At 70.2% G+C, this 22430-nt stretch carries 17 protein-coding genes and 3 pseudogenes; 9 read left to right on the forward strand and 11 right to left on the reverse strand.

Annotation, left to right across the window (positions count from 1 at the left end; genetic code table 11):
- Positions 1-111 precede the first annotated feature (111 nt).
- The 3 genes from ACF1B9_RS24195 (at position 112) to ACF1B9_RS24205 (ending at position 2541) form a co-directional block, all read left to right on the forward strand.
- Complete coding sequence (locus tag ACF1B9_RS24195) at positions 112-543, forward strand: SH3 domain-containing protein (protein ID WP_391743584.1); 432 nt, start codon at positions 112-114, stop codon at positions 541-543.
- A gap of 77 nt (positions 544-620) precedes the next feature.
- Positions 621-1631 carry a teichoic acid biosynthesis protein C gene (locus ACF1B9_RS24200; RefSeq protein WP_391743583.1) on the forward strand — a complete coding sequence of 337 codons (1011 nt, stop codon included), beginning with the start codon at positions 621-623 and terminating at the stop codon, positions 1629-1631.
- A gap of 91 nt (positions 1632-1722) precedes the next feature.
- Positions 1723-2541, forward strand: a complete 819-nt coding sequence (locus tag ACF1B9_RS24205; protein ID WP_391743581.1) for a DUF2690 domain-containing protein — start codon at positions 1723-1725, stop codon at positions 2539-2541.
- 281 nt (positions 2542-2822) lie between these two features.
- Here the strand turns inward: ACF1B9_RS24205 and ACF1B9_RS24210 are convergent, their stop codons facing one another.
- Entirely contained in the window at positions 2823-4160 is a 1338-nt protein-coding gene (locus ACF1B9_RS24210) for an RICIN domain-containing protein (RefSeq protein WP_391743580.1), read from the reverse strand.
- A 177-nt stretch (positions 4161-4337) separates the two neighbouring features.
- Between ACF1B9_RS24210 and ACF1B9_RS24215 the strand changes: the two genes are divergently transcribed.
- Positions 4338-7130: a BTAD domain-containing putative transcriptional regulator gene (locus ACF1B9_RS24215; RefSeq protein ID WP_391743578.1), complete on the forward strand. Its 2793-nt coding sequence runs from the start codon at positions 4338-4340 to the stop codon at positions 7128-7130.
- 144 nt (positions 7131-7274) lie between these two features.
- Here the strand turns inward: ACF1B9_RS24215 and ACF1B9_RS24220 are convergent, their stop codons facing one another.
- A complete protein-coding gene (locus ACF1B9_RS24220) occupies positions 7275-7844 on the reverse strand; it encodes a TetR/AcrR family transcriptional regulator C-terminal domain-containing protein (protein WP_391743576.1) in 570 nt (189 codons plus the stop codon).
- 69 nt (positions 7845-7913) lie between these two features.
- Between ACF1B9_RS24220 and ACF1B9_RS24225 the strand changes: the two genes are divergently transcribed.
- Positions 7914-9164 carry an FAD-dependent monooxygenase gene (locus ACF1B9_RS24225; protein WP_391743575.1) on the forward strand — a complete coding sequence of 417 codons (1251 nt, stop codon included), beginning with the start codon at positions 7914-7916 and terminating at the stop codon, positions 9162-9164.
- A 25-nt stretch (positions 9165-9189) separates the two neighbouring features.
- On the opposite strand, the pseudogene ACF1B9_RS24230 reads toward ACF1B9_RS24225, so the two are convergent.
- Together ACF1B9_RS24230 and ACF1B9_RS24235 are read right to left on the reverse strand one after the other, a co-directional pair.
- Positions 9190-9336 (reverse strand): annotated as a pseudogene (locus tag ACF1B9_RS24230) (MBL fold metallo-hydrolase); the annotation flags it as partial.
- Positions 9337-9400: 64 nt separating this feature from the next.
- Entirely contained in the window at positions 9401-10612 is a 1212-nt protein-coding gene (locus tag ACF1B9_RS24235) for a Dyp-type peroxidase (RefSeq protein WP_391743573.1), read from the reverse strand.
- Positions 10613-10666: 54 nt separating this feature from the next.
- Between ACF1B9_RS24235 and ACF1B9_RS24240 the strand changes: the two genes are divergently transcribed.
- On the forward strand, positions 10667-12010 hold the full coding sequence (locus ACF1B9_RS24240) for a right-handed parallel beta-helix repeat-containing protein (protein WP_391743571.1): 1344 nt from the start codon (positions 10667-10669) through the stop codon (positions 12008-12010).
- 108 nt (positions 12011-12118) lie between these two features.
- Here the strand turns inward: ACF1B9_RS24240 and ACF1B9_RS24245 are convergent, their stop codons facing one another.
- From ACF1B9_RS24245 to ACF1B9_RS24265, 5 genes are all read right to left on the reverse strand, one after another.
- A complete protein-coding gene (locus tag ACF1B9_RS24245) occupies positions 12119-12958 on the reverse strand; it encodes a hypothetical protein (RefSeq protein WP_391743570.1) in 840 nt (279 codons plus the stop codon).
- Between the two features lie 117 nt (positions 12959-13075).
- Positions 13076-15727: an SdrD B-like domain-containing protein gene (locus tag ACF1B9_RS24250; RefSeq protein ID WP_391743568.1), complete on the reverse strand. Its 2652-nt coding sequence runs from the start codon at positions 15725-15727 to the stop codon at positions 13076-13078.
- Between the two features lie 671 nt (positions 15728-16398).
- Entirely contained in the window at positions 16399-16635 is a 237-nt protein-coding gene (locus tag ACF1B9_RS24255) for a hypothetical protein (RefSeq protein ID WP_391743566.1), read from the reverse strand.
- A 417-nt stretch (positions 16636-17052) separates the two neighbouring features.
- Positions 17053-18297 carry an amidohydrolase gene (locus ACF1B9_RS24260; protein ID WP_391743564.1) on the reverse strand — a complete coding sequence of 415 codons (1245 nt, stop codon included), beginning with the start codon at positions 18295-18297 and terminating at the stop codon, positions 17053-17055.
- Complete coding sequence (locus ACF1B9_RS24265; RefSeq protein ID WP_391743562.1) at positions 18294-19679, reverse strand: MFS transporter; 1386 nt, start codon at positions 19677-19679, stop codon at positions 18294-18296. The genes ACF1B9_RS24260 and ACF1B9_RS24265 overlap by 4 nt, the downstream gene beginning before the upstream one ends.
- A 154-nt stretch (positions 19680-19833) precedes the next feature.
- On the opposite strand from ACF1B9_RS24265, the gene ACF1B9_RS24270 reads away from it, so the two are divergent.
- On the forward strand, positions 19834-20859 hold the full coding sequence (locus ACF1B9_RS24270) for an Lrp/AsnC family transcriptional regulator (RefSeq protein ID WP_391743560.1): 1026 nt from the start codon (positions 19834-19836) through the stop codon (positions 20857-20859).
- A 105-nt stretch (positions 20860-20964) separates the two neighbouring features.
- Here the strand turns inward: ACF1B9_RS24270 and ACF1B9_RS24275 are convergent, their stop codons facing one another.
- On the reverse strand, positions 20965-21552 hold the full coding sequence (locus ACF1B9_RS24275; protein WP_391743558.1) for a histidine phosphatase family protein: 588 nt from the start codon (positions 21550-21552) through the stop codon (positions 20965-20967).
- A 28-nt stretch (positions 21553-21580) separates the two neighbouring features.
- Here ACF1B9_RS24275 and ACF1B9_RS24280 point away from each other — a divergent pair.
- Positions 21581-21719 (forward strand): annotated as a pseudogene (locus ACF1B9_RS24280) (IS630 family transposase); the annotation flags it as partial.
- A 103-nt stretch (positions 21720-21822) separates the two neighbouring features.
- Complete coding sequence (locus ACF1B9_RS24285) at positions 21823-21978, forward strand: hypothetical protein (protein WP_391743556.1); 156 nt, start codon at positions 21823-21825, stop codon at positions 21976-21978.
- Positions 21979-22167: 189 nt separating this feature from the next.
- On the opposite strand, the pseudogene ACF1B9_RS24290 reads toward ACF1B9_RS24285, so the two are convergent.
- A pseudogene (locus ACF1B9_RS24290) lies at positions 22168-22281 on the reverse strand (VOC family virulence protein); the annotation flags it as partial.
- Positions 22282-22430: the final 149 nt, after the last annotated feature.

A 22430-nucleotide genomic window follows, 5' to 3' on the forward strand; every position in this document is an offset into this window, starting at 1 on the left:
CGCCTTCTCCCGGAAACGCGTGGGACGGAATCTTCGTCCGGCGGCTAGGAAACGCTGAGCGACACAGGGTCTCACTCAGCCGATCCTGAAAACACCCTCATAGGAGAGTCCATGAATCGCACGGTCCAGCGCGGCCTCGTGGCGGCGATTGCGGCGATCGCGATGTTGCCCGCCGCAGTCGTTTCCGCCGACACCGCCGCCGCGCAGCAGCGGCACACTGCGCCTCACCAGCAGATGCCCCACCGACGCACGGCCCCGCCCCAGCTGTGGGCGCCCAGCCACTCCACGACCCGGCCCGTCACCTGCACCGGCTACGGCCAGGGCCGCGTGGTAACCCGCCACATGCCGCTCAGGATCCGCTCCGGCCCGGGCACGGGCTACCGGGTCATCGGCACGCTGCGTCCCGCCAGCACGGTCCACATCCCGTGCAAGAAGTACGGGCGCAACGTCCGCGGCAACCACCGCTGGTACAAGCTCTCCCACAACAAGGGCTACATCTCCGCCCGCTACGTCCGCAACGTGAGCGCCATCCCCTGGTGCTGAGCCGCTGTGCCCGCCCGTCCCGCTCACGGGGCGGGCGGGCCCGTTCCACGAAGCTCACGAGCAAGCGAGGAGACCCCATGTCCCTTTCCCTTCCATCCGATCCGGGCCGCAGAGCCGTCCTCGGCTTTGGAGCTGCGGTCGCACTGGCCGCCGCCTTCCCCGCCGGCAGGGCAGAAGCCCAGCCGAGGGCTCAGCCGGCAGGTCTGGCGCCGGCGGGCAAGCCGTGGCTCCAGGGTGTACGGCTGCACCACTCCACGGTGCTGCAGTCCTTCGCCTTCGACGAGCGGCACGGCCACATGTACGCGCTCCAGGTCATGGAGGGCGGCGTCCGGCTGCCGGGCGAGCCGCGCGCGTACACCCGTGCCGAGCGGGCGGCCCGCGGCGACATGTGCCTGAACCGGCTCACCATGGACGGCGCACTCACCGGCGATATGTACCTGTTGGGCTTCGGCCACGGCAGCGCCCTCGGCGTGGAGGACACGGCCCGCCGCGCCGGCGCCCTGTGGACGGAGTGGGACGCACAGCCGGGCTCCGGCTACGGCCGCGCCATCTGCCGCTTCACCTTCACCGCGGGCCGGGTGCTGACCCGCGCCAGCCGCAGGATTGCCACACATCGCCCGCTCCCCGGCTCCACGAACAACCAGGTGGCCCTCGACCCGGCGCACAACCGGCTGCTGCTGCGGTACAAAGTGGACGGCATACCGCGCTACGGGGTGTACGGGCTCAAACAGTTCGCGGCCGGGGACTTCCGGCCGGTCACCGGCTTCGCTCAGCCCGGCGCCGAACTGGCACTCCCCTTCCAGGGCATGGCGCTGTACGGCCCGTACGCCTACCAGCTGCTCGGCCACGGATACGGCGCTGACAACCCCGCCGGCTCGGCCGGCGACGTCCGTCTGTTCCGTATCGACGTGCGTACCGGCCGCGTGGTGCAGCAGGTGCTGGACCACACTGCGAGAGGGCTCTACCCGCGCGAACCGGAAGGCCTGGCTGTGCTGCGTCGAGGCGGGCCCTGGCTGTGCCTTGGCTTCACCCAGGGCCCGCCCTCGGACCGAACCTTCTCTTTGTACTACAAGCCGATCGCCCGATGACTCCGGCCATGCGTGTGGCCGCCCCGGCCCCAGGGCACACATCACGCGATCCGAAATGAACCGGATGCCTGATAGAAGGATTGGGAACGGCATGAAGGAGCAAGCGACGGCTCGGTGGCAGCAACTGCCCGACTCGCTCGGACCCGACGGGCTGCTGCTGGTGGAGCGGCTGCGCGACCTCAAACAGCAGACCGGGCTGAGCCTGGCCGCGCTGGCCACACGCACCGCCCACAGCAAGTCCTCATGGCACCGATATCTCAACGGCGTCAAGCTCCCGCCGCGTACCGCTGTCGAGGCGCTGGGGCGACTCGGGGGCACGGAGATGGCGCCGCTGGTCGCCCTGTGGGAGAACGCCTGCCGGGCCGAGACCAGACCGCTGAGCGCGGCGCCCCAGCCCCCTGCGCCGCGGCTGCCGCTCGACGCAGCTGCCCGGGCGCGACGGCTGCGGACGGCCGTCGTACTGGCTGTCTCCGCCACGCTGGGCGCCGTGGCCTGCGCCGTGGGTGCCCCGGCCCTGTCGGGCGGCAGCCCGGAGCGGCAAGCGGCGTCCTGCCGCATGGAAAGCTGCCGGGGGCAGTATCCGGGCTCCTCCCGCTGCAATCGGGATGCCCGCACTGAGAGCACCGTCACGGAGGATGCCTACGCCGTACGGCTCCGGTTCAGCCCCTCTTGCGCCACCGTCTGGTCCGAGGTGGAGACGGACGCGCGCGATGGCGCCCTGGAGGTCTCGATCCGATCCGGAGCGGACGAGCTGCTCGCCTCGCGCCGGGACAGGGTGACGCACGGCAAAAGCAGCCCGATGCTGCCCGCGACCAGCCCGAAGGGGGCCGAGGCGTGCGTCGAGGTGACGGACCGACTGGCCTGCACCGGGGCCGTACAGCTCTCCGCGGATCTGCCGGAGGCCCGCTGAGGCTCTCCTCCACCTTGCCGAATACGTCATCCGTGCAGGTGGGGCCAGATCTCCGAGGGTGACAGACAGGATCGCTCAAGTCGCTGCCCTCGCACGGCTGACAGTGAGCACGGCATGGTGATCGGCTTTGTTGCTGAGACTGGCGTACCTGAGTGTGACGAACGCGTTGGACCGGACTCTTCTGGCGGCGCTGCTGCAGCCCTCTGCCGGCGCCGCGGACCGTCGACCGTGCAGGCTGAGCCCGACCAACGGGACCGTGACCGGTGGCCGGGCTTACCGGGTCAGACCATGCGCCAGTCCCAGGCCTGGGACGGCGTGCCGTTGCAGTCGTAGAGCTGAAGGTCGCGCCCCGGGCTGAAGTCACCGGACGGCACGTCGAGGCACTTGCCGGACATGGGGTTGCGCAGGGCGCGGTTGTCGTGCCACCAGAGCTGCGAACCGGTGCCGTTGCAGTCGTAGAGCTGAACCCGGGTGCCGTTGGCCGTGGACCCACCGGCCACGTCCAGGCACTTGCCGAAGGCACGCATCTCGAACACTTTCTGCTTGAGGATCGGGACGCGGCTCCACGCCTGCGAGTTGGTCCAGTTGCACGAGTAGATCTGTACGGGAGTGCCGTTGTCGCTGCGGCCTCCCTCCACGTCGAGGCAGAGTTCGCGGTCGCCCACGTTCCAGCCCACCCCCTTGTCGGTGTCGTTCACGAACCGCCACGCGTCCTGGTTGTCGTAGCCGATCCAGTCGGTGGAGATCATGTTGGGCATGCGCCCGAGCGTGGCAGCCTCGCAGGCCGTCTTGGCCGTCTGGTAGAAGTCGTCGTAGGTACGGGAGCTGAACTGGTTGTTGAAGAACAGCTTCTGGAATGCCCGCTGTCCGCTCGCGCCGTACCGCCCGCCGACGTCCAGCGGGTCGGAGATGCCGTCTCCACTGCGGTCGGTGCACTGGCGGATGCCGTTGTCGTAGTGGTTCTGGATCGTCCAGTCCCTCATGGGGAAGATGCCGATGTCCTCCCGGTCGACCTTGCCGGACAGGACCAGCAGCCGCTGGTTGGTATTGACCATGTCCTGGATGCGGGGCCAGCCTATCGAGTCGACTCTCCAGGCGCGCGGGTCGAACATCATCGAGCGGGCGCCGGGGACGGAGTCGAAGGCCTCGGCCAGCAGGTCCTTGGAGGCGTTGTCCTCCAGCGTGAGGACGAAGACCTCCTGTTGGTTGCTGTTGAGGAAGTCGACGATGGTTCTCAGGTGGTCGGCCAGCGGGCGGCCCCACTGGCGGAACACCTCGCCGTGGCCGGTGCGCGCGAAGGGCGGGCGGTCGTCGCCCGTGCCGTAGCTGTAGTCGTAGACGTCGAGTTCGGTGGCGCGCACACCCTGGTTCCACAGCTGGTCGCGCAGCGAGTATGTCTGGTTGGTGAACGGCGCGCTCATGCCGTCGGGTCCGTTGGCGTAGCCGTTGTGGCTGCCCAGCAGGGTGATCTCGTCGAGATGGCGCTCGCCCCATCCGCCGCCGGGCAGTTCGGCGTGCGCGGGCGCGGTGAGGGCGGCGGAGAGCAGGCCGGCCAAGGCGAGTACGGGCAGGAAGCGGCCGAGGACGGCCCTGCTCCATCTGCCGATGGTGTGGTTCATGGATCCGCTCCGTTTCGTCGTGTGCCGTTGCGGGCTGTCCAAGGTTCGACGCGGGTTGCCAGGAAGAGCTCAACGTTCGATGAACGCCGCGGCGAGAACCCGGCAGGAAGGCGGCGGCGTGTTCCAGGGCTTGCTCGGCAAGGGACACGGCTACCATCCTGGCCAAGGGGTGCGGTCATGCGGGGGTTTGAACAGGCACAGGGGCCGTCGGAGAAGCTGACGGTGCGTCTGCTGGGGCCGGTCGGTGCAAGGAGTGGCGGTGAGCGGATAGCCCTCGGACCGCCGCAGCAGCAGGCGGTGTTCGCAATGCTGGTGCTGCGGCGTGGGCACGTCGTCACGGTCGGGCAGTTGGTGGACGGGGTGTGGGGATCGGCTGCCGCGCCGCGCTGCGCGCCCTCGGCCGTACGTACATATGTCTCCCAGTTACGCGCGGCCCTGGAACCGGACCGGCCCGCGCGGTCCAGAAGCCGGTTGATCGTCGCCGCGGAAGGCGGCTACCGGTTCCTGGAGTCAGTGGTGGACGTGGACACCGAGATGTTCGCGCACGAGACCGTGGACCGGCGCGATTCTGCCGAGGCCGTGTACGAGCGGCTGTCACGCGCGGTCGGACGCTGGCGGGGCATCGCTCTGGCCGGGGTGCCAGGACCATGGGCGGAGCACCACCGCGAGCAGTTGGCCGAGTCACTGGTGGCGGCGCGCGAAGACCTCTACGCCGCGGCCGTCGAACTGGGGCGGCACGAGGAGGCCGCAGCCGAACTACCGGCGGTGGTACAGCAGTTCCCCTTACGGGAGCGGTCGCACGGGCTGCTCATGCTGGCGCTGCAGCGCGCCGGACGCCAGGCAGATGCCGCTCGTGTGTACGACGAGGCACGCGAGGTGCTCGAGCGGGAACTGGGGACGCCGCCGTCAGCGGAATTGACGGAACTGCACCGCAGACTCCGCGCGGGGCACACGGTGCATTCCCCCGCGTGGCCCGTGGGCACCGACGTCCGTCCCGCGGCCCCGCCCCTCCGCCCGGACCAGTTGGCAGGCGCCTTCGGGCTCCAGCGGCAGTCGTCCACGGGCGCGGACCGGCGGCCCGGCGCACCCGCGATCGTCGGCACTCTGCGGGGCGGCGCGGGGATGACCGCCGCACCGCTGCCCTCCGACATCGGGTACTTCACCGGGCGTGGTCGGCTCGTCGAGGAGATAAGGGCGCACCTGCTCCAGGCCCGTCCCGGGCACAGCCGGGCCGTCGTCATCGCGACCGTCGCCGGCATCGGCGGCGTCGGCAAGACCGCGCTCGCCGTCCATGTGGCACACGGCCTGCGCGAAGCCTTCCCCGACGGCCGGCTGTACGTCGGCCTGCGCGCAGGCTCCCATCCGGCGGATCCGGCCGGTGTGCTCGCCGATCTCCTCTCCGCGCTCGGCACCCCGCCCGACCGGCTGCCGCTGGACAGGGAGGAACGGGCAGCGCTGCTGCGCACCCTGCTCGCCGACCGTCGTGTGCTGCTCGTCCTGGACGACGCCCGTGACGCCGCCCAGATCCGCCCGCTCCTGCCCGGCACCGCTGGTTCCGCGGTACTTGTCACCACCCGGGCTCCTCATCTCGCCGTACCCGGCGCCCGCTCCTTCGCCGTGGACATCTTCGCCGAGGCCGAGGCGGTGTCGTTGCTCGGCACGCTCGCGGGCGCCGCACGAGTGGCCGCGGAGCCTGAAGCCGCCCGGGACCTGGTCGACTCCTGCGGCCGCCTGCCGCTCGCCGTGCGCATTGTCGGTGCCCGCCTCGCCGCCCTCCCCTGCCAGAGCCTGCGCGCCTTCGGCGCGCGGCTCACCGACACCCGTGTATTACTGGACGAACTGAGCCACGGCGACCACATGGTGGAGTCCGCCTTCCGGCTCGGCTACGACGCCCTGACCCCCGACCTGGCCCGGGCCTTTCGTTTCCTGTCCCTCCTCGACGCCCCCGACCTGCCGCTGCCGGTCGCCGCCGCTCTGCTCGGTACGGAGGAGCACGCGGCCGAGAACCTCACCGAGGCCCTGGTCGACGCCGGGATGCTGGAGTCCCCCGCCCCGGGCCGCTATCGCCTGCATGACCTTCTCCGGCTCTACGGCCAAGGCCACGCCGAATCCACGGAGCGCGCCGAGGACCGGGTGGAGGCGCTGCGCCGGGTCCTGGCCCTCCTCTACGGCAGCGCGGTCCACGTGGCACGCACGGCTCTGCCGGATAACGCCCCCTCCCCCGCCTGGCTCCACCCAGCGGACCATACGGGCATCGCCTTCGAGGGCACCGCTCAGGCCCGGACCTGGTTCCGCGCGGAGCACGCCGTGCTGACCGCTGCCGTGGAGCAGTCGCTGGCGTCGGTCCCCGACGCCCTGCGGATGGCCGTGGACCTGTTGATGCTGATCGCGGTCTGCAGCCTCTTCCCGAGCCGTGGCCACTACGACGAGGCTTGCCGGATCGCCGGATCGGCCGCCCACCGGGCAGCGGAAGCCGGCCAACCCGAGTACCGGGCCAGGGCGCTGCACACCCGGGCCTGGCTTTCATGTCTGGTGGGCAACTACGTGGCGGCGGAGGCGGACCTGCGCGTCGCACTCCGCTGGGCGGAGGCCACCGACAGCCACCCACGCCTTCACATGTCGGGGGTGCTGCTGGCACTCGTGCTGCGAGCCACCGGACGCGTGCAGGAGTCGGAAGCCGCGATGGCCAGGGCCGAGCGGTACGCGGGCGACATGGACAACCCGGCCGGCCCTGCCGGCCTCGCACGGTTCGTGGCCCGGCTGCACGTTGCCGTAGGCGCGGACCAGCCGCCCTCCGGACTACCCCTGATGACACCGCTGATGCGTCAAGTGGACGCCCACGGCACATCTCTGGTCAGGGCCGAGGGAGTGATCCGGCTGGGGGCCACGCTGAGCGGAACGGCCAAGTCGGGTGACCGGTCGCAGGCAGAGGCGGAGGACGGCGCGGAGACCAGCAGACAGGGGGCGTGATCCCGAATCCTGGACTCGCTGATAGGGCTCGTTGAAAACGGCCACTCGTTGAAAACGGCCACCCTCTGCTCGGAGGTGGCCCCGCACCCGCTCAGTGGATCTCCCCACCCATCTGGCGCCTGACCCGCGGAACCAGTCGACTCCCTATACCCCGACACGGTGCGCCAGGCCGTTCAGGATGAGGGCGAGGCCTGCCTCGAATGCCGACTCGTGATCGATGACCGGCACGTCGGCCGGTAGATCCGCGCTGCCACCGGGGTCGGTTTCTGCCTGCTCTTCCAGGACGCTGCCGACTGTGAAGCGGCTTGCGGCCTGCATCGCCATCTGCGCATCCCGCTCAGGGACGCCGGAGGCCACGAGGAAGTCCATCTTGCGGCGGATCCGGTCGAGGTCGCCGGTGGGGGTGCTGCCGGCGTGGAGCCGTGCGCCGTCCCGGCGCATCAGCAGGGTGCGCCTGAAGCTGCGTGTGTTGTCCGCGAACCAGTCGCGCCAGTCGTCGTCGGGTGTCGGCAGGAGCGCGGTCGCATGGGGTGTCATTGCCGCCTCCGCCATGGCGGCGAGGAGGTCCTTCTTGGTGCGGAAGTACCAGTAGAGCGACGGCTGCTCGACGTTCAGTCGCTTCGCCAGCCTTCTCGTGCTGACGGCGTCCAGCCCGACCTCGTCGAGCAGGTCGAGTGCCTCAGCGATGACGGCCTCGCGGTTTATCTTGGTCACGTTGACAATCTATCGCTGATAGATGACCCTGGAAAGGAATCTTTCACTGATAGATTTTGGAGGGATGGCATGGCGAGAGGATCGGACAAGCAGCCTCTGAGGGTCCTCGTCGCCGGTGGGGGGATCGCGGGGCAGGCCCTGGCCCTCTGGCTCACCCGGGGCGGCCACCAGGTGACCGTCGTCGAACGCGCTCCGGCGCTGCGGGCCGCCGGGGCCCAGGTCGATCTGCGAGGTCAGGGCATCGAGGCCGTCAAGCGAATGGGGCTTCTCGACGCCGTCCGCGGCAAGCTTGTGGACGAGGCGGGCGTCGCCTTCATCGACGCACGCGGCAAGCCCAAGGCGACGATCATGGCCAACACCTCGGGGAAGGGCCGGCAGACCCTCACGTCCGAGTACGAGATCATGCGCGGGGACTTGCTACGCATCCTGCACGACGCCACCAAGGACGACACCGAGTACGTTTTCGGCGTGTGCGTGGACGGCTTCGAGCAGGACGCCCACAAGGTCATCGGGTACTTCTCCGACGGGTCCTCCGGCGAATTCGACCTCCTGGTCGGCGCGGACGGGCAGGGATCGCGCATCCGGCGCGCGATTCTCCCGGAGGGTCTCGACCCGTACTGGCGGGTGGGCATCCACATGGCCTACTGGTTCGTTCCGCGCATCGCGTCCGACAGCAATACCCGGGACACCTACATGGTCCCGGGCGGCCGTCAGATCATGCGCCGCAGCCACAATCCGACCGAGACCCAGGTGTACTTCGTCATACGGGAAGAATCAGAGGAAGCCTCGGCAATCCACCGTGCGCCCGTCGAGCGCCAGCAGGAGTTCTGGGCGAGCAGGTTCCGCGATGCCGGATGGCAGACCGAGCGCTTCATCGAGGGCATGAAGACCAGCCCGTTCTTCTACTCCCAGGAGATCGTCCAGGTCCGCACCGACACCTGGTCGAAGGACCGCGTGGTCCTGGCCGGTGACGCCGCGCACTGCGCCTCCCCTTACAGCGGCATGGGCATCTCCGGGGGCCTGGTCGGCGCCCACGTCCTGGCCGGAGAGATCAACCGGCACCCGGGCGACCTGCCGACCGCGCTGGCGAACTACGACCGCGTGCTGCGGCCCTTCGTCAACGAGATCCAGGGCGAAGTCAACCCGCGCCGGCTGCGCCTGGGCCTGCCGATGACCCAACGTGCGATCGATGTCTTCCAGGCCACCACCGCGCTGGCCTGCTTCCTGCACGTCCCCGACCTCGCCGCACGCCTTTCGACGCAGGACCGCGGCGGCACCTGGCAGCTCCCCGAGAGCCCGGCACTGACCAGCGCCGTCTGAGGCCGTTCCGGTTCAGCAGGTGAGCGGCCCCGATGTGGTCGGCGTGCGCGTGGCTGTAGATGAGGTGGGTGAGAGGCTTGGGGGTGACCGACTCCATGGCCTCGAGCAGTTTGTCCCCGAGGAACGGCGAGGCGTCCATGAGGACGACGCCGTTCTTGGTCACCGGGAACATCGCGTTGATCCACCTCTGACCAGTCGTTCCGGGGCATTTCCGGGCGGAGGGAGCGAGGCGGACTTCATGTCCAGAGCTGTTCGCCGAGAGTCCCGGCGGGTGCGGCACCGGGCAGGACGTAGACCACGGCCGAGGCCCGGTGTTGGAGGAACGGGTTGAGGGCGTCTCGCGCGGCCAGACGGTTCTGGACGCGGGTGAACTGGGCGGGGTCGCGCATGAAGGCGCAGAAGAGAAGGCCGCGGTCGGTCGGGCCGTCGTCGTAGCTGTAGCTGCGGCGAAGCATACGGGCACCGGCGTCGAAGCGGGGGCTGGCGAGACGCACGTGGGCGGTGGCGGGAATGACGTAGGAACCGTCGGGGTTCTTGGCGTAGATGTCCGGCTCGTCATGCTCGGCGGCGCCGCTGAGAGGGACGCCGTCGTGGGCGCGGCGGCCGATCACCCGGTCGTGCTCGCCCTCGGGGAGGGCCGCGAAGCCGGTGACGTCCATGCGGATCCTGCGGTAGACCAGGACGGTGCCGTTCCGGTGAGCTCCCGTCGGGCCCCAGACCCACTGCTCGGCCGCCGCGTGATCGGGGTTGGCGATGCCGTCCTTGGAACCGAACAGGTTGCGAGGGGTGGTGCCCGGAGGGGTGCGGGGCAGGAAGCCGGACTGGGTCCAGCGCGGCACGGCGCCGGCGGCGTGTGCGGCCGTGCCGACGAGTTCGGCAACGATGGTGAGCGTCCAGCGGTCGGCTGCGCACAGTTGGACCAAAAGATCGCCGTTGCTGCGGTGCGGGTCGAGGCGGTCGCCGGGGAAGGACGGCAACTCACTGAAGGAATCGGGGACGTTGAGGCCGAGTCGGGCGGCGAGGGCGGGGCCGATGCCGACCAGGGAGGTGAGCCGGGACACGCCGCCGCTCTGGAGTCGCGGATCCGGCGGGGCGGCGGAGGCCGCGGCGGCGAGCGTGCGGGTCAGCGCGCCGAGGACGCCGCGCAGGGTCTTCCTGTCGGTGGCGGCGGAGGCCTTCGGGAGGTCGAAGGAGAGCAGGTGCGTCGCCGGTTGCTGGGGCGCCGTGACGCCCGCCTGCCGGGCGCCGTGGAAGAGGATCGCGGCCTCGGCCGACGGGGCGCCGGTGGTGGCACGGCCGGCCGTCCGGTCGTCCCTCACCACTTCGTCGGCCGCCGCGCCGATCCCGGCGGCGAGCACCGCCCCGCCGGCGAGCAGTGCCCGACGCCGCCCGAAACGGGTTGACGCGGCTCTGGATGAATCCTGCGCATTTCCCTGTTCGGTGGGCATACGCCTATTGGAGACGATAAAACAACTGCCATGCAAATCCTGTCTGCAGAAGGCATGTTGGCGCGTACAGCGGTTTCGGCGGCGATGTTTCGGGCAGCGCTGCGTCTGTCGGTGCTGGTCGTCTCGATCACGATGGCGGCCACCGGGTGCTCCACAACGGGGTCGACGCACGCCGACGGGCGGCATCCGGCCGGGAGCGTGCTGCGCGTTCCGCAGGACTTCCCCTCGGTGCAGGAAGCGGTGGACGCCGCTCGTGAGGGCGAGACGGTGCTGATCGGGCCGGGCGTGTACCGGGAGAGCGTACGCGTCACCAGGCCCCGCGTGGTACTGCGCGGAACGGACCGTAACAAGGTGGTCTTCGACGGCGGCGTGCGTCTGGCCAACGGCATCACGGTGACCGGCGCCGGCTCGGTGGTCGAGAACCTCACCGTGCACGGCTACCTCGCCAACGGCGTGCTGTTCACCGGCGTCACCGACGAGCGCTTGCAGCAGCGCGGCGCCGGCGGCTCCGCCTACGACCCGCTGGACACCACCCGCTTCCCTGCCGTCCAGGGCTTCCGCGCGACCCGGGTCACGGCATACAACAACGGCCTGTACGGCATCTACGCCTTTGACGCGCGTGACGGGGTGATCGAGGACTCCTACGCCTCCGGGCACGCCGACTCCGGCATCTACGTCGGCCAGTGCAAGCCCTGCGGCACCCTCGTCCGCGGCAACACCGTGGAGCGCAACGCAGTAGGCATCGAACTGACCAATGCCTCGGACGGCCTGTCGGTGCTGGGCAATCGCGTCGCCCGCAACCGGGTCGGCGTCACAGTCAACTCCAACGACCTGGAGGCCCTCGCCCCGCAGCACGGCTCGGTGATCGCGGGCAACGTGGTCGCCGACAACAACGCCGCCGACACGCCCGAGCAGGCGGACGGGGGCTTCGGCATCGGCATCGGCATCGGCGGCGGCACCGCGAACCGCGTCCAGCGCAACCTGGTCCGGGGCAACCGGGCGGCCGGAGTGGTCGTCACCGACCCGCCGGGACATCCGGCGAGCGGCAATCGCGTCGAAGGCAACCACGCCACCGGCAACGGCGTCGACCTCGTGCTGGCCTCGGCCGACCCCGGCAACTGTTTCGCCGGCAACCGGCCCGCCACCCAGAGCCCGGACGGCCTGGAGGGTCGCGCGGGCTGCGGCAACCGCGGTCGGGGCGCGCTGCCCACCGGCCGGACGGCGCCGGTGCAGGCGCCGCCCGGCGTCCCGTTCAGCCAGGTGCCGGCCCCACCCGCCCAGCCGTCCATGCCGGACCCGACGGCCCCCGGCAGCCCGGCGACCGGCCTGCCTGGGGCCGTCGACGCGGCCGCGTACCCGCTCCCGAAGGACGTGGACGCCGTGCCGCACTCGCGCTGAGCACGGTGCTGCGGTGGACTCGGCCCGCGTTCACCGTGCCGCCCCGAAGGGGGGGCCGAGGAGCGTCGTCGACACCCACGGAAGCCGGGGCGCATCGGCACGGAGACGTCAACTGGTGGCCCACGGCGCCTCGGGGAGCTTCGCGCGGTCGTCGCGTCCGGAGAACTCCAGGGTGGTCGGGGTCCCCAGGCCCGGCATCCGCATCGTCACCCGCCGCAGGCCGCCGTCACCATCGACCCAGTACGTCAGCGGCGACCGTCCGCCGTCGGGCCCCGCACTGCGCGCGGCACCCTGGGCTCGCGGCCCGGCGAACCGGTCGTAGCTGCGGCCGTCGATGCGTTCGCGCCCCAGCCGGCGAGCCCCGGACTGTGCCAGCAGCAGCGGGTTGTCGGGGCGGTCCGCGCCCAGCCCGATCAGCAACTGAAGCCCGGCGTCAAGAGGATCGGTCGTGTAGGAGCGCGCGGACCAGCCCGAGCGCGGGATGTGCCCGGCCTGCTGCCAGGCCGGGCTGTCGTCTCCCTTGGGCGCGGGTGCCAGGCCGAGGCCGCCGGTGTCCCAGACGATCAGCCCGTGGTCGAGCTGCCCGGTGGCGGGCCCGGACGTTCCGGTGGTCCCGGAGGAACCGGAGGCCCCGGTGACCTGGTAGCTCCCCACGGCCCGGTGGGTTCGGTAGTCCACGACCCCCTTGACCCGCACCACCACTTCGCCGCCCTCGGTGGCTGTGAGTGTCACCGCCACAGGACTGGCCTGGTACAGATTCAGCCGCGACAGCGCAAGCCTGGACGCCTCCTCCGTCGTCACCGGCCGCTCGGCGGCGGCGTCGTCGGAGAAGGTCCGGTAGGCGGCCAGGCCGCCGACTGCGACACCGCACGCCGTGATCGCGATCAGTGTTCTCCACCAGAGGGCCCGACGCGGCGTACGGCCGTCGGTCTTTGTCTTCCGAGCCATGCGGTCGCCTTCTCTCGTCGGTCGGTCACACTGGTGGGGGGGTTCGCGACCCGCTGGTCCGCGACCCCCCCCAGTCCGGCCCGGAGGGTCACCGGTGCCGGTCGCCCCGCTTCGGGGCTAGCGGTGCTGTGCCCTTCGCCTGCGCATCAGTACGACCAGAGCCCCGCCGAGGGCGGTAAGCGCGGCGCAGCCGGCCAGGGCCAGCAAAACCGCCTGGCTCATGCCGGTGGACGCCAGGCCCGAGTTGGACGCGTGGCCCGGTGCACCCGGTACACCCGGTGCGCCTGGAGCCCCCGGCGAACCCGGTTTGCCCGGTGTGTCCGGTGCCGACGTCGTCGGCGTCGGCGTCGGCGTCGGCGTCGGCGTCGGCGTCGGCGTCGGCGTCGGCGTCGGCGTGGGGCCAGGCAGCCGCTGGTTGACCGCGGTCACCGAGACCCCCTCGTCGAGGTTGTCGGAGGTCAGCACCAGCGGCCCGAACACCGCCACGTCGGGTACGGCGTACCCTTCGGGCGGGCTGACCTCCTGCCAGTAGTACGTCCCCTGCGCGCCGGCGCCCTGGCAGATGCCGTCGGTCCCGGTCAGGCAGGGTTTGTCGACCGGCGTGTCCGGCTCCGTCCCGGTGGCCTGCAAGCCGTCGGAACCATTCGTCTCCTTCCACAGCTGGAACTTTGCCTTCGCCAGCGGCTTGCCGTCCTGGTCGTGCTTGACCAGGCGCAGCACTCCTTCCTGTTGCCGGAAGCCGAAGTCGTAGGTGTGGTCGTTCTCTCCCGGCCCGCCGGTGGTCAGCGCCCGCTCCGGGAACTTCGCGTCGCGCGGGACGATGCCCTTGGAGTCGATGAAGTGGTTGTCGCCGACATCCGCGTCCGTAGGCACCCACTGGTAGAGCGGGCCGTCCTTGGCGTAGTCGGCCGGATTGTCGAGGCGGATGGTGTATTTGGTCCTCGGCTGGAGGCCTCCGGTGACATTGGAGTCGTCGAAGTAGTACTCGCCGCGCGCCGTCGTCTCGGTCGTTCCCACGAGCTTGCCCGACTCGTCGTACAGGTTGACGGTCGCGCCCGCGACCGGGCGCTGGCCCGGGCTCTGGATGCCCTTGCGCTCGGGGTCGTACCAGACCCGGTTGCCGATCTGGAGCGGGGCCTGGTCACAGAGCACCTCCAGGTCGCCCATCGAGGCACCCTTGCCGAACGGGGCTACGGTCCCTGGCGGGTTGAGGCGCAGGCCGAACTCCGGGTCCTGCGTGCCATCGCGCTGGAGGAACGACGTGCCGTACCCGAGGGCGGTGTGGTTGGGGTCGAAAGCGGAGGTCGCGATGGTGTTCTCGGCCTTGGAGAGCGCCATGCCGGCGAAGGCCGTGTTGCGGTGACCACCCCAGCTGGTGTCGAAGAACCGCGTGCCCCGAGGGGACAGCCCGCAGCCGTTGTTGGTGTCCATCACATACATGCCGTCCGCCGGGCAGGCCTTGTTCAGGTCACCGCCCGACATGACGAGGGCGGCGGAGTTCGGCGTGGGACCGGCTGGCGCGCGGTCGCCGAAGCGGTCGCGGAAGGCCAGCAGCATCGAGCCGTCGGCCTCGAAGGCGATCTCGCCCAACTCCGGTTCGGGGTTGGCGATGGTGGAATTGCCGCACGGCCGTCCGTTCTGCGAGACCGGGTAGGTGCTCGTCCACGGGTACCAGCCCGCGCCGTCGCACGGGCCGGCGCCGACCGTCGAGCCGCGCGGGTAGTCCAGCGGCTGGTTCAGCACGGCCTCCTGGAAGGCGCCGGTGCCCAGGTCGAAGGGCAGAACCACCGCGCGCAGGTCCGAACCCTTCCCGGTGGACTCGCCGGAGCAGACCCCGCCGAGGTAGCCGGTGCCGTCCTGCATCCCCAGGCCGAAGGGGCGCCAGTCCCCGGCCGCCGGGCAGCCCGGGTCCGGGATCGCGTAGACGGCCTTCGGCGCCGCCGCGGTCGCCACCGTGGCGTCATAGCGGTAGAGCTTGCGGTTGTTGAGGTTGACGACGAACAGGTCCTTGCCGTCATCGGTGATCTTGATGCCGCCCAGACTCTCCTTGCCGGGCACGGCAAGGAACGCATCGTCGGTACCCGGGCCGTGCGCCGTCGTCCCCGCGTCCGGGACGACGGTGAACAGGGAGGTCTTCTTCCGCGCGGGGTCGGTCACATAGATCCCCCCGGCGTCACCCGGACCGTAGTCCGTGGTGCGCTTGGCCAGCGCCGAGGAGAACACCCGTTTGTCGGCCTTGTTCCACGCGATGCCGAACAGCGTGCCGGTCTCGGCGTTGGTGGCGATGTTCGTGACGTTGACGTCGACGCCGTCCTGGCCGCGCGCGTCGTACGGGAAGGAGACCAGCGTGCGCTGGGTCGCGCCCTCGCGCGTTGCGGGCTGACAGGTCGTCATCAGCGGTGCGTTCTTCTGGCAGTAGTCACCCGGACTCCACAGCCCGGTGGTGTACGCCACGTTCTTGTCGCCGGAGAGGTCGACGAACTCCTCATTGCTGCTCAACTGGTTGGGCGCACCGTCCAGTCCCTGACGCGAGGCGAAGGCCGGAAACAGCACACCCGGCTTCGGATTCACCACCTGGACCCGGTACTTGCCGCTGGTGGTCCTGCCCTCCGTCGGAGTCAGTGTCACGGTGCCGTCGGCCGCCGTGACCCCCTCGATGCCGGTCCCGGCGTCGTCGGTGAGCGTCACCTTGACGCCCGCGATGCCCGGTTCCAGCGCGGGTGTCCACACGCCGCTGTTGTCCACGGCCCGGATCACCCGGACCGTCACCGATCCGTCCCCCGCCTGCGAGTGTGCCGCAGGCGCCACGGCTAACGAGCCGCTACCGATTCCCAAGGCGAGCGCGGCCAGGCAGCCAACGGTGCGGCGACCGAGCATGCCCGGTCTCCGCCGACGCTGCTCGGGCGCGGCTCCCTTTGCTTGTTCATTCGTAGATGTCATCTCCTGCTCTCAGCATTCAGAAGGGCCTGACGCCCTGCTCGTGGGGGAGTACATAGAGATGCGGAGAACCGCCTTGCCAGCGATCTTAGAAGGGCTTTGGGCAAGATCGTGGCGGAATGGCGAACTCGTCCGCCGCCGAAGTTTCGCGCAACGGCCTCCGCCCACAGCGCGGGCGGCACGCCGAAGGGCTGTCCCGCAATCCCTGGCGGGCACGCGACGACAGGGAGCCGGCCACAGTCATCTCCCCTCTCGATTCCGTTCAGCGAGCACTCGTCGAGAAACAGGTCCTTGCGTGTCACAGATCCGTGAGCTGCTCGGTCAATGGGATGACGGCGTCGCCACGGCCCGGCCCGGGTCACGGTGGTCCCTGGACGAAGGGTCGTTTCCTCATTGGACGGATTCGCCACAACACGGCGTCGGCCCGAGGACGAGGCCTCCCCCGCCGGACCGCCGACATCATCCCGACGCGCAGCACGTGCCACCCGCTCCGTCAGAAATTCCTATGCACATCCACGGTCCAGGCGCCTCCGCCGCCGGACCAGCAGGACGTCGCAGTGCTCCACCTCGGAGTACCTGGTCGGGACGTGTACCGGCAGTGCACCCAACACGTCCTGCACCAGGCCTGGTTCGGGGGCGACAAAGCGCACGGTGGCACCGTGCACGTGGGCCAGAATCTCGTACGGCCCGATCGCGTCGAGCGACTCGAAGCGCTCGAAGAGCGGGATCACGATGTCCATGCGCCGTATCCCAGCCAGGAGTTGATCCTCAGCTGTCTGCACGAGGCCGGCACCACGGTCGTCCGGAATGCCTGTTCGGAACCGATCACGCCGCGCAGGCTGTGGAGCGGCTTCCGTACCCGGACAGCGGATTCCCGCGAAATGAGAATCCGGGGTCGGCGGGTAGCGTGGACGAGCAGGCGCGGTGGTGGGCCGGCACTCCCGGTCATGGGAAGCGACGCTGATGCCGTCGACCACCGCCGCGGCCGTTCGATCGGACGGCCGCGGCGGTGACATGAATGACCAACCCGGCGTCGCCCGGCACCCGAGCCGATCACCGGACCAGAGCGAATCGCCCGCCTGTACATGCGCCGACACGACCAGCTCGGCGGAGTCCTCCACCAGTACCTGCACGCCGCTTGAACCGCATGGATGAGGTCATCGGCAGGCGCACTGTCGATGTTCGGTTCCACACCGCGGTCGGAACCCGGCGCCGCACCGCCGCCTCCGCACCCCGCCGAGCAGCCGGGCCCGCTGCTCGGGATCGCCTGCGAGTTCCGCTCCTACCAGCGCCATTGCCGCAGCCCCGTCGAGCACCGCCGCGTCGGCGGAGGGCGACGCTCCGTGCTCCGCGAACTCGGCCGTATGGTGGGCGGCGCCGCCGACCTCGTAACCGATGGTCGGATGGATGGCCGGCAGCACCTGCGAGACGTTGCCCATGTCGGTCGACGCGATGTGCTCACCTGCGCGCGACACCGCGGTCCGCCCCCGGGCCCTGAGCGCCCGGAGATAAGCGTCGGTCATGAACCTGTCCTGCAGCAGGTCGGCGAACTCCTCCCCGCACGGGGTGATCTCCAGCGTCGTACCACTGGCGAGCGCGCCGGCCTCCAGGCAGGCCCGGACCCGGGCCTGCGCCCGGCGGAGCTGGGCCACCGAGCCGGCCCGGATCTCCACCGCCGCTTGCGTGTTCGCGGGAATGACGTTGGGTGCCCGCCCACCCTCGGTGACGATGAAAGAGACGACCAGCCCCGGCTCGAGCTGCTGCCGCAGCAGCCCGACCGCGTGGTAAGCCACCGAGATCGCGTCGAGCGCGTTCGCGCCCTCCCACGGCGCGGTCGCGGCGTGCGAGGGCCGGCCGGTGTAGTCCGCGGTCCACTGGGCCATCGCCAGCGACGAGCCGTCGACCTCGTCCTGCCCGCCGGCGTGGACCATCATCGCCGCAGCGACATCGTCGAAAACCCCGGCCCGCAGGAGAATCGCCTTGCCGCCCCCGGCCTCCTCCGCAGGCGTTCCGATGAGTTTGACGCGGATGCCCAGCTCGTCGGCGACCGCGGCCAGTGCCAGCGCGCCGCCGACCGCCGCGGCGCCGTTGACATTGTGCCCGCACGCGTGCCCGATCTCGGGCAGCGCGTCGTACTCGGCGCAGAAGCCGATCGTCAGGTCGCCGGTCCCCCGCGTGGCGGTGAACGCCGTGTCCAGAGCACCGACCCCCTGCTCGACGGCGAAGCCTCCGGCTGCCACGACGTCGACGATCTTGGCGCAGGACCGATGCTCCGCGAATGCCTCTTCCGGTTCTCGGTACAGGCTGTGGCTGAGCTCGACGAGCCTGTCGGCCCAGCGATCGACTGCAGTCGCGATCGCGGTCGCGATGTCGGCCGGCACGGCGGTGCGTTCGGCGCTCACCGATACTCATCTCGCTTGCGGTAGCACAGACCCAGTCCCGCACCGGTGAGCGCGACGCCGGCGCACACCGACCACAGCCAGGTGTACGCGTGCATGGTGACGCCGGCCGAGGTCTGGTGGGCCGCCATGATGGCGCCCACGACGGACGCGCCGATCGCCGCGCCGAACGACAACGCGAGCTCGTTGATGCCCGCCGCCATGGCGGTGTCCTTCTCCGGGACGCACTCGACGCACAACGCGCGGGTCGAGGCCTGGTAGCCACCGAAGCCGACGCCGAGCAGCGCGATCGCGGCGAGATACTGCGGCGCCGTGTGGTGCCACGCCAGCAGGCTCAGGAACGACGCGGCGATGACGATGCCGGAGAGCGCGAGCGTCTGACGCTCGCCGAACCTGCGCAGCAGCGCAGCGGTGGAGAGGGAACTGCCGAGAGCGAAGACATTGAGCGCGAGCGCGATCAGCGCGATCGCTTGCGGCCCGTAGGCCAGCCCGAACCCGGCCTTGTCGGGTGAGGAGCCCAGGAAGACGGCGTTCGCGCCGAAGAAACCGATGGTTGAGAACGCCAGGCAGAACGTGACCCCTGAGACGATGGCTACGGGCGGATTGGTCAGCATCCGCAGATTGACGAGCGGGGTCGCCGCCCGCGCCTCGATGGCGATCCAGGCAGCCAGGGCGAGCAGGCCTCCGGCCAGCGAGCCGACGGTGCGGGCCGAGGTCCAGCCCCAGCTGTTGCCGAGCGAGAGCGCGGACACCACGCCGACGAGGCCGAGTGTCAGCAGCGCGAACGCCCGGAGCGGCAGGCGCTCCCTGGTGCGCGGAGCCCCGTCCGGGAGCAGCAGGCCGGCGATCACGGCCAGGACCGCGACCGGCACCGCAACCCACAGGCCCAAGGCCGCAGAGTGCTCGCTGAGCGAGCCCGAGATGACACCACCGGCGCCCACCGAGGCGGTCAGCACGCCGACGAGGAGGCCGACTCCGGAGCGGCGGTGCTCCGGTGCCCGGTACCGCATGATGCCGATGAGCAGCGGCATGAAGCCGACAACGGCGGCCTGGAGCACGACGCCGACGCAGATGGTGAGCAGGCTCGGCCAGGCCGCCATCAGTAGCGAGCCGACCGCGACAAGCGCGATGGAGACCCGTAGGAAGCGGCGGTAGCCGTATGTGTCGCCGAGCTTGGCGAGGAGTGGTGTCCACACGGCGAAGGCGAGCTGGGACAACAGGTAGATCCGAGTCTGTCCCGCATCGGTGATCTGCAGGGCGCTGCCCAGCGAGGGCAGCAGTGGTGTGAGGTAGCCCTGGGTCACGCCGCTCAGGAGCTCCACGAGGGCCATCGAGCCCAGGAGCACCTTTGCAGGAAGGTGCCGCTGCGCGACTGCCTGCTCCAACGGTGGTGACTGTGTCCGCATCATTGACCTCGACTTCGATGGCGCTTGGAAACCTGGCTGTACGGGCAGCCCGCCCCACCACTGTGGGTGACTTGCATCACCAAACTCGTCAGCCTGCCCATATTTGACGCACAGGGGCGTCAAGCTGCCCGATATGAACGCCAATCCGGGATCAGAACTCGACATCGCGATCATCGACGCGCTCCAGCTCAACCCGCGCGCCGACTGGGCGGCGCTGGCCGGGGCGCTGCGGCACACGCCGAAGACGTTGGCCAGAAGGTGGAGCGCACTGTCCACGTGCGGCCTGGCATGGATTGCGATCGGCCCGGGTCCCGCGTTCGTGCGCTACGGGTGCGCGGCGTTCCTGGTCGTCAGCTGCCGGCCGCAGGCCAAACACGACGTCGCCGCAGCACTGATCGCCGAGCCCGCCCTGGTCTCGGTGTCCGCGACGTCGGGCGAGGCGGACTTCCTGGTCGACGCCTTCGCACCGAGCCTCGACGACCTGGCCCGGGTGCTGAGTGAGCGGATCGAGACGATCGAAGGGATCGTCTCTGTGACAACGCTCGTCGTGCTGGCGACCTATCGGGAGGGGTCGCGGTGGCGGGTGCAGGCGCTGGACTTGCAGCAGTCCGCCCTGCTGACACGGCCGCAGGCCGGGGCGCCCCGCAGGGCGGGTCCTGCGCTCGACGATCTCGACCGCCTTCTGCTCGACGTGCTGTTGAGTGACGGGCGGCAGCCCTGGACGGACCTCGCAGACCGGTGCGGGACGACCGGACCCACTGCTCGGCGCCGCGTGGGAAAGATGATCGATTCCGGCCGGATCGCCCTGCGCTGTGAAGGCGCGAACGCCATCGTCGGGCCTGTCGTCCCGACCACGTTCATGATCGCGGTGAGGCCGGACGAGGTGAACCGGGTCGGCGAGGTGCTCGGCACACATCCGAGGTGCCGGATCCTGGAGGCGATCACCGGGCCCTCGAACATGCTGCTGACGATGTGGTTCCGCAGTACCGCGGAGATCGCGCCCTTCGAGGCCGCGCTGGTCCGCGAGCTCCCGTCCATTGCCATCGCGGACCGATACGTCAGCTTCCGGACGTACAAGCGGGGAGGTCACATCCTCGACGCGGAGGGCCGGAGCACCGCGGTGATCCCGCTGGCGCCGATCTTTGCCGGGCCGAATTGACCCAGTGACGGGCGGTGCCTGGGGGCGCCCTCTCGGGTGGCACGACGGAGCGGAATGGTCCGCCGCGACGTGGGTCGATGCACGGCGTGAGGCAGCGGGCTGCCGCTACGGAACGTTCCAGGCGGCGATGAAGGGCTGCCCGTCCTCGGTGGCCAGGAAGCTGAGCGTGCCTGGATGCGGGTGGCCGAGCAGCCGGCCGGCGGACGCGTCGAGGCCGAGCCAGCGCACGGTGAGCACGCGCCCCAGATGACCGTGGGCGACGATGGCGACGTCGCCATCGTCCAACAGTGGCCGGATCCGGTCCAGCACCGCGTCCGTGCGCGCGGCCACCTGTGGGAGCCCCTCGCCAGGATGGGCTGCGTCGCCGGGAATCACGCCGTCCCGCCACAGGTCCCAACCAGGCGTTGTCTCCAGGATCTGCGCCGCGGTCAGGCCCTCATACCCTCCGTAGTCCCACTCCATCAGGTCGGGATCGGGCTGGACGCCGGTCAGGCCGGCCAACTCGGCCGTCCGCATGGCGCGGCTCAGCGGGCTGCTGAACACGGCGACCAGATGGCGTTGGGCAAGCCTCGGAGCCAGCGACTTGGCCGCGGCCTCGCCCGCGTCAGTCAGCGGGATGTCGGTGCGGCCGGCGTGTTGGCCCGACAGGCTCCATTCGGTCTGGCCATGCCTGATCAATATCAGTTCACCCATGGCTGCACACGATATCTGAGCCTTCGCCTTCGCCTTCGACGAGTTCGGCCCGCTCGGCATCCGTCCGACCGCCGGCTCCTGCTGGGCAAAGCAAGGCAAGCCGGACCGGCTCCCGGCGACTTACCGCCGAACCCACGGAATCGCCTACTTCCACGGCTGCTGCTCGGCGAATCACCCGGCAGAATGGGCAACTTGGTCACTCCAGGTGCGCAACCGAAGCGATGTCCACGACGGGCAGGTCATTGTGGTGAACGCGCAGGAGGGGAAGCCGTGCTGCATCACATCGACCGGCACCGCATCGTCACCGATCAAGGTACGCAGCAAGTCCACGGTGACCCCGCCATGCCCCAGGACAACGACACGAAAGTCAGCACAGAACCAGCACCGGAAGAAGACGTGCTGGGCGTGGCCGGGAAATCAGGCTGAACTCGGCCCTGATCGCGGCGCCCTCGCGTCCGAATGCCCATCACTGAACGTAGCCATAGGCGCAGAGCCAACCATTCAGTCGGGTCATCCTGACGTCGCCTGGGACAATCAGGCGACTTGTTCGGAGTCCTGCAAAGTCCAGCGATCGTGCGGGGTTAGGGGGTTCCCACTGGGTCGCCGTGGGTAACCTCAGGCGTCCTGCGGGTACCAGCGCAGTTCCACGGTGTTGCCGTCCGGGTGCTGCACATAGAGGGAGACCGCCGTGCCCTGCGCTCCGAAGCTCTGGCCGGGACCGTCCAGCACCGCCTCTTCTGTCCGGCCAGGGTGCGGCAGTTGTGACGCCTGCCTCCGCGCTGGACAATGGAGGCATCCGGCGATGAGGCTCGCCGTAAGCGCGCCACCGCAGCGCCGATGGCCTGTACGTGATCCCGTTTTTCTGGCATTACGGGAGG

It is taken from the genome of Streptomyces sp. NPDC014727, from assembly GCF_043083485.1.
Taxonomy (GTDB): Bacteria; Actinomycetota; Actinomycetes; order Streptomycetales; family Streptomycetaceae; genus Streptomyces.